14 protein-coding genes and 1 pseudogene are annotated in these 17,120 nt (G+C 38.2%); 3 read left to right on the top strand and 12 right to left on the bottom strand.

Going from position 1 to position 17,120, the window contains the following annotated elements; translation table 11 throughout:
- Positions 1-25: 25 nt before the first annotated feature.
- From AC4G3L_RS13910 to AC4G3L_RS13865, 10 genes are all read right to left on the bottom strand, one after another.
- Positions 26-934 carry an SDR family oxidoreductase gene (locus AC4G3L_RS13910; RefSeq protein WP_491077575.1) on the bottom strand — a complete coding sequence of 303 codons (909 nt, stop codon included), beginning with the start codon at positions 932-934 and terminating at the stop codon, positions 26-28.
- 216 nt (positions 935-1,150) lie between these two features.
- Positions 1,151-2,407 (bottom strand): CYP152 family fatty-acid peroxygenase CypC, encoded by a 1,257-nt coding sequence (cypC, locus tag AC4G3L_RS13905; RefSeq protein ID WP_491077574.1) that lies wholly within the window; start codon positions 2,405-2,407, stop codon positions 1,151-1,153.
- Positions 2,408-2,580: 173 nt separating this feature from the next.
- Positions 2,581-2,979: an acyl-CoA thioesterase gene (locus AC4G3L_RS13900; RefSeq protein ID WP_491077573.1), complete on the bottom strand. Its 399-nt coding sequence runs from the start codon at positions 2,977-2,979 to the stop codon at positions 2,581-2,583.
- Between the two features lie 18 nt (positions 2,980-2,997).
- Positions 2,998-4,158 carry an iron-containing alcohol dehydrogenase gene (locus AC4G3L_RS13895; RefSeq protein WP_491077572.1) on the bottom strand — a complete coding sequence of 387 codons (1,161 nt, stop codon included), beginning with the start codon at positions 4,156-4,158 and terminating at the stop codon, positions 2,998-3,000.
- Positions 4,159-4,589: 431 nt separating this feature from the next.
- A complete protein-coding gene (gene nagE, locus AC4G3L_RS13890; protein ID WP_491077571.1) occupies positions 4,590-6,047 on the bottom strand; it encodes an N-acetylglucosamine-specific PTS transporter subunit IIBC in 1,458 nt (485 codons plus the stop codon).
- 123 nt (positions 6,048-6,170) lie between these two features.
- Positions 6,171-6,641: a PTS sugar transporter subunit IIA gene (locus AC4G3L_RS13885; RefSeq protein ID WP_491077570.1), complete on the bottom strand. Its 471-nt coding sequence runs from the start codon at positions 6,639-6,641 to the stop codon at positions 6,171-6,173.
- A gap of 228 nt (positions 6,642-6,869) precedes the next feature.
- Entirely contained in the window at positions 6,870-8,306 is a 1,437-nt protein-coding gene (locus tag AC4G3L_RS13880; RefSeq protein ID WP_491077569.1) for a PH domain-containing protein, read from the bottom strand.
- On the bottom strand, positions 8,303-8,821 hold the full coding sequence (locus AC4G3L_RS13875) for a PH domain-containing protein (protein ID WP_491077568.1): 519 nt from the start codon (positions 8,819-8,821) through the stop codon (positions 8,303-8,305). Before AC4G3L_RS13875 ends, AC4G3L_RS13880 begins: the two co-directional genes overlap by 4 nt.
- 167 nt (positions 8,822-8,988) lie before the next feature.
- Entirely contained in the window at positions 8,989-9,834 is an 846-nt protein-coding gene (locus tag AC4G3L_RS13870; protein ID WP_491077567.1) for an aldose epimerase family protein, read from the bottom strand.
- A gap of 137 nt (positions 9,835-9,971) precedes the next feature.
- Positions 9,972-13,067, bottom strand: a complete 3,096-nt coding sequence (locus AC4G3L_RS13865) for an efflux RND transporter permease subunit (RefSeq protein WP_491077566.1) — start codon at positions 13,065-13,067, stop codon at positions 9,972-9,974.
- Positions 13,068-13,177: 110 nt separating this feature from the next.
- Here AC4G3L_RS13865 and AC4G3L_RS13860 point away from each other — a divergent pair, with 110 nt between their 5' ends.
- From AC4G3L_RS13860 to AC4G3L_RS13850, 3 genes are all read left to right on the top strand, one after another.
- The gene (locus AC4G3L_RS13860) at positions 13,178-14,014 is read left to right on the top strand and encodes a TetR/AcrR family transcriptional regulator (protein ID WP_491077565.1); all 837 of its coding nucleotides are present in this window, start codon (positions 13,178-13,180) and stop codon (positions 14,012-14,014) included.
- A 210-nt stretch (positions 14,015-14,224) separates the two neighbouring features.
- Complete coding sequence (locus AC4G3L_RS13855) at positions 14,225-14,857, top strand: YesL family protein (RefSeq protein WP_491077564.1); 633 nt, start codon at positions 14,225-14,227, stop codon at positions 14,855-14,857.
- Between the two features lie 170 nt (positions 14,858-15,027).
- Positions 15,028-15,447 (top strand): hypothetical protein, encoded by a 420-nt coding sequence (locus AC4G3L_RS13850; RefSeq protein WP_491077563.1) that lies wholly within the window; start codon positions 15,028-15,030, stop codon positions 15,445-15,447.
- Between the two features lie 263 nt (positions 15,448-15,710).
- Here AC4G3L_RS13850 and AC4G3L_RS13845 read toward each other — a convergent pair.
- Positions 15,711-16,092: pseudogene (locus AC4G3L_RS13845) on the bottom strand (YciI family protein).
- A gap of 197 nt (positions 16,093-16,289) precedes the next feature.
- Positions 16,290-17,111 carry a carbohydrate ABC transporter permease gene (locus tag AC4G3L_RS13840; RefSeq protein WP_491077562.1) on the bottom strand — a complete coding sequence of 274 codons (822 nt, stop codon included), beginning with the start codon at positions 17,109-17,111 and terminating at the stop codon, positions 16,290-16,292.
- Positions 17,112-17,120 lie beyond the last annotated feature (9 nt).

Genomic DNA, 17,120 nt, shown 5'->3' with positions numbered 1-17,120 from the left:
GGCTTTCATATTCGTCTCTCCTCACTTAAGAACTTACCATATCTCCTCCATTTGGATGAAGAATTTGCCCGGACATGTAGCTAGAGTCATCCGATGCTAAAAATACATAGCTGGTGGCTATTTCAAACGGCTGTCCCGCTCGCTTCATCGGTACTTCAGGAGTTCGTGTTCCAAAAGTCTTCACCTCTTCAGCTGAAAAAGAAGACGGAATCAGCGGCGTCCAAATAGGTCCGGGAGCTACGCCATTAACCCGAATTCCTTTTTTTAGTAAAGAAAGGGAAAGCGAACGCGTAAATGTGACAATTGCCCCCTTTGCAGCTGAATAATCCAATAAATTAGGATGGCCATTATAAGCAGTTACTGAGGCAGTATTTATAATGGCAGCCCCTGATTGTAAATGTGGCAGTGCAGCTTTCACCATGAAAAAATAGGAATAAATATTCGTACGAAATGTTAGATCAAGTTGTTCTTCGGTGATATCTTCAATCCGTTTTTGAACAAACTGTACAGCATGATTATTAACCAAAATATCAATCTTCCCAAATTCATCCAAACATTGGTCGATAGCGTCCACTGAACTATCCTCATGAGTCAGATTCCTGCATATAAGCAGACATTTTACCCCTAATTTCTCAATCCTTTCTTTTGTTTCCTGGGCATCCTCATGCTCATATAAATACACAATCGCAATATCGGCACCTTCCTTCGCAAAAGCATAGGCTACCGCTCTTCCTATACCAGAATCTCCTCCCGTTATGATAGCCGTCTTCCCTTTCAGCTTTCCGCTCCCTTTATAATATGGATTTTCCGAAATGGGTCTGGGGTTCATCACATATTCCAGCCCCGGATGCTGCGTTTGATGTTGAGGAGGAAAAGCAATCGGCACATCCTTACAGTACTTTTTATACCCTAAGAATTTATAGTATGGATACATCCTTCAAACCTCCCCATTTTAAACCTCTCTACTATGCGTATAGTAAAGATCTGTCCTATATGCGTCTGCATGGTTATATATTTAGTTATTTAAGTCAGCTTAGCTCCCAGAAGCAGGGGCATTCCGACAAAAAAAGACACCCATTTGGTACTGACCCCTAAAAGTTAGAGTAAAAAACTAACTTTTGGGATACAGCACCTTTAGGGCATCTTTAATTTAAATTCTTTTTACATTTTTAATGATGAATCCACTCTTTGGATAGGTGGGGATTCTAGACATATTGATGGTTAAATCCTGCTCCGGTACTTCATATTCTACCGCTTTAACTAGAAAATCAGTCGTTGCTTGCATGATCTTGACGGTTGCCCATTCCCCTGCGCACCGATGTCCTTTATCATAATCACCGCCGCCTTGTGGTATATAGCTAAACGGACTGCCTTTCCAATCTCTAAATCGCTCAACCTTGAAAGAATCCGGGTCATCCCAATGATCCGGATGATGGTTTGTTCCATATAGGTCCAAAATGACTAATGTTCCTTTTTTGAATGGATACTCATTCCAATAAAAATCTTTCCGGACCCTGGCACCTAAAAATGGAGCAAAGGGATAGAAGCGACGCACTTCCTGCACAAACATTTTATTGTAAACTTCATTATTTGTTTTCAGTATTTTACACACTTCAGGATGATTATGTATCGCCAAAGCACAGAACACGGCAAAATAACAGTTAGCTACGATTGGTCTTATGATATTAATCAGTTCAACCGCAGCTGTTTCCGAATCCAACAATACTCCATTCAGATCATGATGATAAGCTATAATGGAAAGAGCAGTACCTGGCTCTGCACTAAGCTTTCCTTCACGTACTTGTTCAATTATATCGACAATCCATTTATCAGACTTTTTGCGTGCCCTTCTTCCCTTTTGGTATCTCGGGCCCACTCCACCAATAGCATCGACTAAATCGAATAGGTCTTCCGCTCTTTTTTTAACTTCCTTCTCTTTTACAGGAACACCTGCCCACTCGCAGGCTATTCGGCACAGAACTTCTGTTGATTCTTCCAACAGGTTCACCTTTTTACTCTTTTCCCATTTAGGAATAACCGACTCCCACTGTTTCTTTGTAATTTCCTGGAGTTTGTCCAAGCTTTGATGAGTCATAATCGACATAAACATCCCTTTACGATGTCGGTGCTCTTCCCCATCCATTGTTTGCACACCGTTTTCGCCAAAAAGAGATTTTTGAATTCTCTTTGGAATTGCAGGTTTACGAATAAATCGTTCTTCATCATAGAATGCTCTTCCAGCTTCTTCTCCAGTTATGCAAATAACCTTCTGGCCAAGAAGGCGAGTCTGGAATATATCCGAGTTGAAATACTTTTGCCTGTTTAAAATAAATTCATACCCCTCAGACAATAGCGTAAGAGTGTTATCTACCGTTTTTTCACGAGGAATTTCTTTTACACTACTCATGCCAACAGCTCCTCATCTAAAATAGTCCTTAATAAGGATACCCAGCAGAAAAGTATATAAACATACTATTCACACAAGTCTTTTCCCCCGCATGAAGTTATAGAATACCAGAGATTCGAACTATCCGAACTGTGATACAAAAATAAGACTTACGTGATCTATAAGTCTTCAAATCATTTTTTCACATACATATGTCTGGATAATTCCACTTTTAAATATTGGGGAATAGGCTCTGTTTTTTGAGTTTCTAAGTTAAAATTAACATAGACAACTGTCCCTTTTGCACAAAGCTGACCATTTTGGTGGATTTCTTCATATAATTCTAAACTCGTATTTCCAATTCGTTTAACCCATGTACAAACTTCAACATTTGTACCGAAATATATTTGTCTACTATAATCTATATTCATATTTAAAATGATTAATTTCCAGTTTTGAAATGAGAGATCTGGAGTAAACAGCTTGAAGATTGGATTCCTTGCTGCTTCAAACCAAATCGGTATGGTCGTATTATTCACATGGCCTATGCCATCCGTTTCAGATACTCGCGGTTCTATCATTGTTTGATACATACGTAGCCTCCTCTCTTATTAACATGGCACCCCATTATAGGCATGCTGATAAATTTTAAAAATATCATTCTTGTTTAAAGGCAATGGACTTCTAGCCAATAACCTCGTCTGTTTGATAGCATCATCGGTCAAGTTTAACAAGGAACCTTCCTTCATTCCATATTCCCTCAATGTAACAGGCAAGCCAACATCCGCCACCACTTGCTGGAACACTTCTTTTACCGGTCGCTTGTCACCTTCCAAAATTCTTATTACATAATCCATTTTCTCCTCGCAACCGGCCTTTATGTAGTCCATTACATACGGCAGCAATACGGCGTTAGATTCCCCATGAGGCAGTTTGAATTGGCTTCCAAGTGGATAAGCAAGTGCATGGACGCCGGCTACGCCTGCATTGTAAAAGGATAAGCCAGCCAAATAGCTGCCGTGGCTCATCGCTATTCGTGCTTCTCTATCCTCTCCATTTAGAACAGCCCTCCTGATTGAATCTCCAATAAGCTTGATTGCTTGCAGGGCAATCCCATCGGTCACATCATTCGAATGGACTGAAAGATAGGATTCTACCGCATGTGTCAACGCATCAATACCCGTCGCAGCCGTAATACGCTTTGGTACAGAAACCGTCAGCTGCGGATCGACGATGGCCAGCTCAGTTAACAAATAATCATGAGCAATAACATCCTTTGTTCCATCGAGCGATAGAACGGCAATATCCGTCACCTCACTTCCAGTCCCTGAAGTAGTCGGAATTAATATTTTTTGTTTCCCCTTATGGATGATTTTTCTTGTCCCATTTAAATTCAAATAATCAGCAACGTCCCCTTCATTTTCTGAGATGACTGCCGCCAGTTTAGCTAAATCCAATACCGATCCTCCGCCGATTCCAACAATGCAATCAAAATCTCCTTCTCTTGTAAACTCGACCAATCGTTGAGCACATGCCAGCGTTGGTTCCGACTCCACATCCGTATAGATTTCAATTGTATATTTTGATTCTAACGGGGTAATAAACGGTGTAAGTAATCTTATATCCAGAAACATCTGATCCGTGATTAGCAAGACTTTTTTACTTTTCATAGATTGCAGACCTTCATCCAGTCTTTCCATTGAACCCCACCCAATAAAAGTTTGACCTGGGAATTTTATAGTGGATAACACTTTGAATGCCTCCTTTATCATTTTCTCTATGAACCGACTTTCAAGGCTAACTCCTCTTAAGAAATCTAAATCATTCTCTCTACATACTTCGTCAAAAAACGGCTGATTCCTGTTATGTTTTTACCAAATGTATAAAAGTCCCTATTTATCATTTATTTCACATACGATTTCTACTCTAATACGATACTCGTTTTTTAAAGCATGGAGTCTCAGGTCATCCCACTATTATCAACCAGCTAATAAATCAACAATGAACGTTAACAAAGTCTACTGTATAACTAAAGCAAAAAAAGCTCGTTCCATATTTTAGATTGGAAAGAGCTTATTTAAAGGCTATTTAGATGATAAACCTATGCATAGACGCCTGCAAAAAAATGAAGCGAAGGAGCCATTTTAAGATTAATCAATTTGAGATTCTACCCATGTATTTTTCACCATAAATCTATTGTTAACTAATTCTTCACTATTTTTTTCAATTCATCTGCAACAAATTGAACGTTTGTACCGACAATAATCTGCAGACTTTCCCTACCGGTTATCTTAATACCAGGTACACCGGTTGATTTAATTCTGTTCTGATCAACTCTATCCATATCTTTAACCTCTAACCTGAGGCGAGTGGCACAATTATCGATGGAGACAATATTGTCTTTTCCACCCAAACCAGTATAAATGGCAGCTGCTAAGCTGGCATATTTATTATCAATAGAGGCTGCAGCAGGTTGCATTCCATTTTCCTCACCCTCTAGTGCTTCTCCTCTTCCAGGAGTATTGAGGTTAAATTTCACAATAATGAATCGGAACAAGAAATAATAAATGACTGCAAAAATGAATCCCTGAACGATTAACATATAAGGTTGGTTTGCTAACGGTAATTGCGAGCTTAGAGTAAAATCTATTAAACCGGCACTGAATCCAAATCCCGCTGTCCAATGGAAAGTGGCTGCAATGGCAAGTGAAATTCCTGTCAGCACAGCATGGACCAAGTATAAAAGCGGAGCCGCAAACATAAAAGCAAATTCAAGTGGTTCCGTCACACCTGTAACAAATGCGGCAAATCCAGCAGCAAGCATTAAAGAAGCGACCTGCTTCTTATGTTTCGTTTTCGCCGTATGGTACATCGCCAATCCAGCAGCAGGCAATCCAAACATCATTACCGGGAAGAATCCTGCTTGATACATTCCTGTGACACCTTTCACACCCTCACCCGACCAAAATTTACCGATATCATTAATACCAGCAACTTCAAACCAGAATACAGAGTTTAACGCGTGGTGTAAACCTGTTGGAATCAATAATCGGTTAAAGAATCCGTAAAGGCCAGCCCCTGCTGCTCCCAATTTAGCGATTCCTTCCCCAAACGAAATCAATCCTGTATAAACTGGAGGCCAAATAAATAATAACAATATAGAGACAACGAGCATGGTTGCGGTTGTCATAATCGGCACCAAACGTTTGCCGCTAAAGAAAGCCAATGCATCTGGTAGCTTGACATGGCTGAACCGGTTATACATTACTGCCGCTATAATACCAGATATAATTCCAATAAATGCATTATTTTTAATTTTATCAAATCCAGGATCCACATTCTCTAACTCAATTCCCTTTAACATCGCAACTGACTCAGGTGCCAGCAAGGTCGTTACAACTAAAAAGGCGACTAAACCACTTAAAGCGGCCGAACCATCTCGATCCTTTGACATCCCTAGTGCCACACCAACTGCGAACAAAAACGGTATGCTATCAATAATTGATGAACCGGCTTTGATTAAGAAGGCTGCCAAAGGACTCTCAGCACCCCAGCCAGTCGGGTCAATCGCGTAGCCAATTCCCATCAAAACGGCAGCGGCAGGTAAAACCGCAACAGGTAGCATTAACGAACTGCCTAGTCTCTGTAAATATTTTTTCATTTTACTCCCTCCAATTCTCCTTCTTAAACAGCAAAGTGAAAGCGTTTTCTAAAAATCTTCTTCCTTAATCCTTCACACATAATAGCTGGCCTCACCCCCTTTTCGATCATATACTAATGTTATTTAAAAGGTCATAATGACTGTCTCACCTTGAATACAGGCACCTCTGCTACCAAAGGTAATTTCCTTAGCGCACTCTGTCACTATAATAGGGGTCACTATACTTTCCACACGCGTCTTCAAATATGTCCAATCTACCTCTATCAGCAATTGCCCCTCCTTTACACGTTCGCCTTCCTTTACTGCCAACTGAAAACCTTCTCCATTTAAGGCAACGGTTTCAAGGCCGATATGGATTAATACCTCAACCCCGGATTTACTGCGGATAGCAATCGCATGTTTGGTTGGAGCAATCATAATGATTTCTCCAGTAAAAGGTGCATATATATGTCCACCTGAGGGTTGAACGGCAATGCTCTCTCCCATCATTTTTTGGCTGAATACCGGGTCCGGAACCTCTTCAATTGAAATGATTGTACCGTTTAAAGGCGCTACCATATTTATTTCTTTCTTCTTAAAAAAGTCAAAAGCCATCCTTGATTTCCCCTTTCTATCTAAAGATATGATTATAGTTGATAGAATTATTCTTCTTTCTGTCCATAGAATCAAAAAGGCATGGCAGCAAAAATAACAAGTTACTCGTAACCTATCACTTTACTACCATGCCTGAAGAGTATCAGCTACATGTGATGAATATATTGTTTGTTTCTATCTTTATCGTATCACTATCTCAGTTAAAGATGTTCATTATTTTACCATTATTTATAATATTTTTTTATTACTGCTCTTTTTATACCATTCATGAAAATTCACAACGGCCTCTTTTGGGACATCCGGTAATGATGTAATGACCACTGGCTTCGAACGATTGGTAAATTCCAATGTGGCTACATCAAATTTACGTTGCAGCCATGAATATCCTATTTGGATTTGCTGGATATTCTTTCGTTTTGTTAAAAAGGTTTCTGTAACAAGACCGCCATTTCGAACCTGAATGAATGTTTCATTCTGCAAATAGCTTGTAAATTTATAATTAAGAACGCGAAGTACCAGTTCAATCACAAAAACAGCAAGGGCTGCCCATATCCACTCTTTCTTAATTATATAGAGGCCGATTATAGCAGTGATGGTCCAGTAATAGGGACGGATAAGCCTCAAACCTAATACCTTCCTGGGTAAATGAATCATATCTTCTTCAATATGATACTCTGGCAATAATTTATTTGTTAATATATAAGCTTCATGCTTCGGTAAAAAAGGATACAGTGAACTAATCTCCTGTTCCTTATTCTCTGTTTGGCCGGCACTTACGACCTTAACTTCAGCCATTCCCAAGAGGCGCTTTATTAAAGACTGTTTAATCGCAATCGCCTGAACCCTGCTTTTTTGTATAGAGAATGTAGTTCTGTTTAACACTCCTTTAGATATATAAATCCTCGAATCATCGCCTGCTATTTCATAGTTTCCATACTTGAGGACCGTTTGGATATATCCAATACCAAAAGAAAGAAGAAGGGCAATCACAGCCATTGGAACTAATAATAGTAGATGATCCATAAAATAGGAGACAATTATTTTCGTAGACTCCTCAACATTAAAAAAATCATCAATATTTGAGTAGACAGCTGCGAGAATCGGAAAAATAGCCAAAAAACTGAATGAAGTCAGGGCAGCTTTAAGATTATCTTTTTGAGTGGAGCGGAAATAAATTTGTTTTTCAACCACTTCTTCTACTGTCTCATCCACCTGATTAGAATTTTTCCTATGCACCAAATCAAGGATTCGATCTGCTTCCTCTAAACTGACAGCGGCAAAGGTCAAGGTGGAATCATCATCCGTAGTACCTGTTTCCAGTTTAATAGATGTTAAGCCCATCAGCTTATGAATAAAGTTTGTTTGGATATGGTGATCCTGAATACGCTCATACGTTGTTGTACGAATTTTTTTAACAAACACACCCTCGTGAAGTACGATTGCTTCTTCTTTCAACTCATAGGTACTTGTATACCATCTTAAGAGGATGATTATGAGGCCCCCGGCAACAAAAAGCCAGAAAGCATATCGCGCCCACACAATCCATCCAGTATCTTTATCCGCCTGTAAAATAAATAAAAAAAGGATAATAAAAAAGAGACTTTTAATTAAACTGCCTATCTCTAATAGAATCCAGGCAGGATGTTGTCTTTTGGATTGGTTCATAGCTCCTGCTCCATCCCTTTTTCATCCAGATCTTTAACCTTGGCAAAGATCGCAATTTGCTCACGTAATGCTATTGCCTGTTCAGACGGAATAGCAGGAATCGTATGATTGGTAGTCGTTGTTCCTATTTCAACATCGTAAAGCTGGTACTTCCGTAACAATGGACCTTGATGTGTCGATACATATTCTACTTTTGTCATCGGAATCACAAAGTATCTTTCGATAAAATGTCCATGCTTCAATTGAATATATTCCTCGTCTATTTCATATCTCCATGTTTTATATTTATAATAGGGTTCGAAAAGAATAGAGTAGATGGCTGAGAATAAGGTAAAAACAAGAAGCACAATTAATCCATATGTAATCCATGTCTTCCAATCATACAGTTCAGAAAGATACCATAATACTCCGAGTATAAGGAGAGTCATACCATGTCCAAGTGTATTGGACAGCCTCCAAACCCATATACTATTCTTGGATATCCTCTGTGTTGGTTCTTGAATTTGTAAATACATTTCTCCACATCCCTGCCTGTCTTTTACTATCTATACGAGAAGATAAATCATTGCATTCCAATAAACTATTTATTGCCTCTTTCCCTTATTTCGACAAAAATTCTTTTATCCCTTTCAAAAAACAAAAAACCTGGTATCTAGCTGTACCGATTTAACTTCTACTATGTTTAGCTATGCTTGATTGAAATACTGCACTTGGCCTGTAACTCTTCATGTGCAGGTAAACGAACAATGCCTTTCTTCTGATTAAATCCATCAGGAAGTCCCATCCATGGCTCAAGACATACATATTGATCCGGCTTTTCCGACCAAATAACAATGGTAGTAAAGTGGTTGCTATAGTCCACTTCAATTGTGTCTTGATTATGACTCAGTCTAGATATCCCTCCAGATACCGGATTGAATAGTTTAGCATCCTGTATAGGTATATCCTTCAGATTGTTCTCGAATGGTTTTGTTAAGCCATCCTCATTATCAACATATTGAGTTGCTGGGATTCCATAATGGGTGGTTGAATGATTCACATTAAAATATGGATGAAAGCCGGCATAGAATGGCATGGTTTCTGATGATAAATTTTTGTAAGTTTGATTAATAATTAGCTTTCCATTTTCTAATTTATACGTAAACTCAAGAGAGAAATGAAAAGGATATTGTTCAAAGGTTTCTTCATCATCCCGCAAATGTAAGGTTGCCCAATTAGAAGCTTGATTGACTACATCCCAAGCCTTATTTCGAGCAAACCCATGCTGACGCATTGTATAGGTATGTCCTTTATGTTGATATTCATTGTTTGGTAATGGACCACAGATTGGAAACAGAACCGGGTTGCCTCCGCGGATATTTTTTGTTGGATCTGCGAATGTTTCCTCCTGAAGATATAAGATTTCTTTCCCTTGGAGAGTAAGCTGAAGTAAGATACCCCCTCTTTCCGGACATAAAATTGCTCTTGAATTTGTAGCTTTTTCCGTTAGAACGATTACTTGATAACCAGCCAATATTTCCATAGCCATTGATTATTTCACTCCTTAAATAAGTTGATTGATATTTGTGAACTATAACACAATTATACAGAACTTTGATTCTTAAAAAATAAAAACCACAGTTTCATTAGCAATCTATCATGCTAAGAAACTGTGGTTTTAAAGAATTAATCTTCTACTATATCTTTACGATTTTTCTTAAATAGCTTAGATAGTACTTCATATACAATCGGTACAATCACTAATGTTAAGAGTGTCGAACTAATCAAACCGCCGATTACAGTAATAGCAAGATCTTTTGAAACAAGACCTCCGCCACCATCGCTGAGTGCCATTGGGATCATCGCACCAATCGTCGCAATGGCTGTCATTAAGATTGGGCGCAGCCTTGTTGCTCCTGCTTCAAGGATAGCTTCACGCATAGTCAATCCTTCACGTTCCATATGAATGATACGGTCAACCAATACAATGGCATTTGTCACGACAATACCAATCAACATTAACAGACCCATCATAACGGATACAGAAATCGTTTGTCCGGATAGATATAGTCCAACAAATGAACCAATTACCGCGAATGGCAAGGAGAACAGAATCGCAAATGGAGCTAATCCTTCACGGAATGTGACGACAAGGATAAAGTATACAATCGCTACAGCCGCAATCATAGCCACTCCAAGCTGTGTAAAGGTCTCAGTCATATCTGCTGCAACACCAGAAACCCCAGTCGTTACACCTTTCGGTAAATCAAGTTTATCTACTTTTTCATCTGCAGCACTTGAAGCCTTAGATACATCTTCACCAACTATTGTTCCTGATACAGTCGCATAATACTCACCCTCAGAACGAGCTAGTGTATTAAGAGTCGTTCCTTCTTCAACTTTTACAAGCTGAGATAACGGCATTGCAGTACCCTGCGCAGTCGGTATTTGTGTTTTCAGTAAATCATCCATTGACTTTGGATCAGCTTTCGCTTCACGTTGGACGATGACCTCAATATCATTGCCATCATTCTCGACTGTCGTTAATACTTCTTTTTGATCAGATGCATTTAACGCCATGACAATTTGACCAGTTGTTAAACCATATTGCAGGACATCCGCCTGATCTACTTTTAACACATGCTCTACATATGGGTCTTCGGCATCAGAAGTGACATCTTCCAATTCCTTCACTTCTCCAAGCGCGCCTTCCACTTGTTTCACAGCATCCTGCAAGTCATCCAAGTCTTTACTGTAAATCGTGTAGCTTGCTTCATTAGATGACATACCACCCATTGAAGCAAAATCCTGAAGTTTCCACTCACCGGATTGACCTAGATTAAGTAAATAATCTTCAACTTTTTCTTTTTCTTCACTGAAGTTTTCCGTTTCAGGATCAAAGATCAGGAACATTAATGCCCCTCCAGCACCGCCGCCCATAGCCATGGACGATGCCATATCAGTAGAATCGGAATCCGTTACGGATAACTGGATAACATCAATATCCTTGTGTTTCATTAATTTCTTTTCAACTTGCTCGATATTCTTTAATGTATCTTCCTCTACCTCACCTGTAGCTGGTGTGTATGTCACATACATCGATTTCTCTTCCTGAGATCCCATAAAGCTGAATCCAATTAACGGTGTTAAGGCTATTGAACCGCCTAACAAAACAACAGCGATAATAGATGTAATGACTTTATGGTTCAGTGCTTTAGCCAATACACCTTTATACCAGATTGCCAGTTTACCAACTTCTTTATGATGGCTTGCTTTTCTCTCCCCATATAGACCTTTACGGAATAAGAAGTGAGATAATGCCGGAACAATTGTAATAGCTACGATTAACGAGGCAATTAAAGCAAATGACATCGTTAAGGCGAATGGCATAAACAATTCTCCTACCATACCACCAATAAAGACCATTGGGGCAAATACGGCTATTGTCACTAATGTGGAAGATAAAACTGGCTTGAACATTTCAAGCGTTGCTTCACGTATTAGTGCCCGTCCTCTTAACTTTTCTTCTTTCAAATGCATTCTTCGATAAATATTTTCCACTACGACAATGGAGTCATCAATTACCCGCCCAATCGCCACGGTTATCGCACCAAGTGTCATAATATTTAAGGTAATATCCATCCAATTCAAGAGCAGCAAGGCCATGAGAATGGATACTGGAATAGAGATAATCGATATAATGGTAGATTTAAGATCTCGTAAGAATAACAAGATGACCAGAATTGCGATTAATCCGCCAAATAAAGCTTTTTCAATCATCGTAAATACAGAGTCCTCGATTGGTTTACCCTGATCAAGTGTGACATCTATCTTCAACCCATCGATTGTTTTTTCCTGATCGTCAATTAGGTCCTTAACAGCATTTACAACGGTTACTGTATTTGCTTCTTGTCCTTTAACAATTTGTATCGCTATCGCATCTTTTCCGTTGGTACGTGAAACAGATTCTACTTTACCAACCTTTTCGATTTTTGCAATGTCACTTAATTTTACAAACGGTGTTGGATTCTCCGCAGATGGCGTTACTGGGATCACCATATTTTTTAGGTCATCAACCGTCTTAAGTTTTCCATCTACATAAACCGCTTCCTCGCCTTCTTCAAATTCATAAAGTCCAAGCGAAAGCTCCATGTCGCTCGCCTGAATCATTTCCTTCACTTTGTCTTCAGTCAGTCCCAATTGCTTCATCTTTTCCTGATTGTAACTGAAGTTTACTTCTTCTATATGTTGACCTGTAATGGTTGCAGAAGCTACTCCATCAATTTCTTCAATTTTAGGCAGGATTGTATCTTCCACAGTTGAGGTTAAATCAACAATGTCCTCTTCCTCACTGCTGATGGATAAGGATAGAACCGGCATCATATTCATACTAATCGCCATTATGGACGGCTCTTCAGCATCCTCCGGCATTTCCACTGCATCTATGGCCGATTGCAATTCACGTTTTTTCTCATCCATATCTACCCCGTACTCATACTCTACCTGAACCTGAGATACGCTGGATGATGAATTCGAGGTAACCGCATTTACATCTTCTAGTCCCTCTATAGCCTTCTCCATCGGAATGGAGACTTCATTCATTACTTGCTCTGGAGCAGCACCAGGATACACTCCCATTACGATTAAATAGGGAATAGATATATCCGGAATAGACTCCATTTTCATTTTTGTGCCTGAATAGATTCCTGAGGCTGTGATAATGATCGTTAATAGCCATACAGCCAGTTTATTTCCTAAGACAAAATTGACTAACCCTTTCACCCTTACACCTTCCCTTTGCTAATAAGATTCTAACAATTGACTCAATTCCTACATTTATTTATAATAATGACTGGTTGGTCAGATGTCAACTAATGAACAGGGGTGTCGGCATGGTTAAAAAACACTTAATAATGGAAAAGGCTTTTGAACTTTTCGCTAAAAATGGGATTGAAGCAACATCTATTCAACAAATTACAGAAATCTGCGGAATTTCAAAAGGCGCTTTCTACCTGTCTTATAAGTCAAAGGATGAATTAGTTTTCGCATTGATTGATTACTTCCTGAGCGATATGACAGCTAATATTGAACATTCGGTCAGTAAGTCTCATTCATCTGAATCCTTACTGTATGATTTTTATTATACTATTTTTAATGCGTATCAAAGTCATTCCAACTTTGCGAAGGTTTTAATAAAAGAACAGTTTACTTCCTGCAGTACTGAGATATTTGAACAGTTATCCAAATATGAACATTTTTTGAATTCTATTATATTCTCAATAATAGATCGCCAATTTCCTGATGTGAATGATTCTATGCGGCCTGATTTGGTTTATACCATTAAAGGATTCTCTAAACTTTATGCAGAGTTATTTTTCATATCTAATTATCCTTTTGAGCTGGATCTCTTATGCAAATCTTTAGTTGAAAAAGTAACCGTTTTAGCCAATCAGGCAACCATACCTCTCATTCCAGCTGAATATCTCTCCTATACAAGTACAGAAACCCTCGTACCTTCAAAGGATGAACTGGTGAATTTGCTCACTGTAAAAAAGGATGAAATAACTGATCGAACGATTCAGCAATCATTGGAGCTTTTAATAAATGAATTGTTGAATCCTCAATATCCCGAAGCCATTATTGATGGTCTACTGAAGAATTTAAAGGAAAATTCCCACAGTAAATGGACAGCCTATTTATATGAAGCCTATTTAGATGCTCTTCAATAAAAATTAATAACTGAATTTATTCTTAAAATCCCAACCGCAGAGAATGCTTGGGATTTTTTATTTTTATAATCCAATGAATCTGCATACAAGATTTCCATATCTTCTATCTCCTCTTAAAATTCTATATATTCTCAATAATGTTTAATATAGCCTCTATATTGCAGTATAATAATAGAATAAGATGTATTCGCCAAGGAGGGATAGTGGCACTTGAAGGATTTAGGAAATGGTCTTTACACCATATTGGAATGGATTACAAGGTTTGCCTACTTAAATGTATTATGGGTTATGTTTACTTTGACCGGTGCTATTCTATTCGGTCTATACCCCTCAACCACAGCCATGTTTGCAGTGGTGAGAAAATGGCTAAGAGGACATTCTGATTTGCCGGTCTTCAGTACCTTTTGGTCTTATTATAAAAAAGACTTTTGGAAAAGTAATCATTTAGGGATCTATACATCCTTCATTATTCTGTTGATCGTAACTGATCTGTTTTATATACAAAGCGGTACAAGCAGTCTTATGCCAGGAATCCATATCCCGATTTTCGTTTGTATTCTGTTATTTATCTTTTTACTATTCTATTTGTTTCCTGTTTTCGCTCATTATGAACTGCCAGTTCGATCTATTTATAAACAGGCCTTTTTGATGATGTTAATCAGCCCTATTCAACTATTTCTGATGGTCATTTGTCTGGCGGCTTTTCTCGTTATCACCAGCATCTTTCCGGCACTGGCATTTATATTTGGATTTAGCTTTTATTCCTTTATCACTACCTGGTTAGCTTCTACCTCATTCAGACGTTTAGAAGCCAAGCAACACGCAAGTCAACAGAACAGATGAAGATACAAAGCACAAATGCTCTTTTTGAGGTAGCTTGTGCTTTCTCTATTTCTTAGTATAAAGTTCTGTAGATGATCTATTTAACTACAAAAGCAGGTTAGTGAAAAAAGACATAGATGATAAATGATCAAATAGGTATAACAAATACCATTCATAAGGGGGTGCTTTATTTGAGCAATCAAATTAAGGGAGAGAAAATAGCTATAACTTTAAAGAGAAAAATAGTAACGGCTGTTCTTAGTAGTTTATTATTTACACTTATTCTTTCAACACCTGATTGGTTTGAAGGGGATGTTTTTATAAATTTATACTATTTAAACTTTATGTTCGTCATTACTTACGGCATTATTACTTCCTCTTTTAGTGACTGGATTAGCAAGAAGCTCTCTAAAAAAGCCTATACTCGTGAAATCACTTCCTTCTTATTTCATTGTTTATTCGGATCCATTTTAGCCGTATTAAGTCTTATTTCTGCTATCTTATTCTTTATTGTTGACCGTTTACTAAAAAAGGTGGAGATTGGATGGATGTCCGTTATTATAGCCTTATCAATCGTAGTGCTAGTCTTTATTATTATGATTAATAGGTAGCTGAAATAAGCGAGTTCCGACTTAACTATTATATGTACGTAAAGGAACTACTGGGCGTTTTGATTGAACAACTGTGATAACAGGATTTTTCATCCATGAGCAATATTTAAGAAAAGAGCCATTCAAATTGTAGACATAGTCCTCATTTCAGGAATAATATCTGCAGTTTGTAATTGAAGTAAAACTCCTTATAGATAAATAGCCTCCCATACGTTTTCATGTCCGAAATTCTTGTATGATTCATTCTCTAATTAAAAATAAAATCATGAGTGTTTATTAGTTTGTTCCGGAAACTCAATTTACTTGCCGCAACTCAATTTGACCTTCCCCATGTCCTTGTGGATCCGGCATCCGCATAGCCCACTCAAAGGCTTCTTCCTTCGACCTCACATCAATTAGAATGAACCCAGCAATCAGTTCATTCGTTTCTAAAAACGGGCCATCCGTGACCACTGGATTTTCTCCTGGTTTTGGATAAGAAATACGAATCCCATTTGAACTTGGATGAAGTCCTTTAGCAATAATTCGCACGCCTGCCTTCTCTAATTCCTCATTGTATTTCGCCATGGCTTCCCTGAGCACTGGGCTTGGAAGATTTCCGGATTCCGAATTCTTCGAAGCTTTGACAATAATCATAAAAAGCATAAAATCCTCCTTTATTATTATGGAAAATCTCCTGATTGACCTATTTATAATGAAACGAACAGGTACTTCAAAATTTATCATTATAACTATTCAGTAAAACCAAAGGATATTCTTTCTAAAAAAAACAGCGGAAATATAAAAAAGCAGCTTAGACCTCGCATAAGGTTTAGGCTGCTTACGTTTACCTATTAAACTCATTACCCTTTAACTGCGCTTGCAGATAATCCTTCGACTACTTTATTACTGAAGAAAATGAAAGCAAGTAATAATGGAAGGAAACTGATAATTAATGTGGCACCAATTGCACCCCAGTCTGTCATATATTGTCCAATGAAATTCTGAATGCCAACCGTCAACGTTTTATATTTATCAGAGCTGATAAACGTGTTAACAAATACGAATTCATTCCAATTGTAAATCATATTGATGATGACGGTGGTGGACATGATAGGCATGGACATGGGCAGGATGATTCGGAAGAACATCCGATTGATTGAACTTCCATCAATAATGGCTGCCTCTTCAATTTCTCTTGGCAATGTCGTATAAAAGCCCATCAGAATCATCATCGTAATCGGTAGATTATAAGCCGTATAAGTGATAACAATGGACCATGGATTATCAATCAAATTCACATTCAAGAACATATTAAACAAGGGAATTAACGCTGAATGAATTGGAATCATTAGGCCGACCATAAACAATCCTAATACAAGCTTACTATATTTCCAATGCATTCTCGTAATCGCGAAAGTTGCCATACTTGCAAAAAGAACCGTTATTACAATAGCAACCCCTGTAATCCAAATACTATTAAAGAAGTATAACCCAATGCCCCCATCCCAAACCTTCAAATAGTTTTCCCACCTAAATTCGGAGGGAAGAGCAAATGGGGAACCTGCAAAGATCTCCTGATTACTCTTTAATGAAAACAGGAATAACCATATTATTGGAAAAATCTGAAATAACGCAACCGCTCCCAAACAAATATATAGTACAATTTTTCCGAACCGAGCCATCATGTTTCC

Source organism: Bacillus sp. z33 (assembly GCF_058313615.1).
This window is presented reverse-complemented; position numbering and strand designations above follow the sequence as displayed.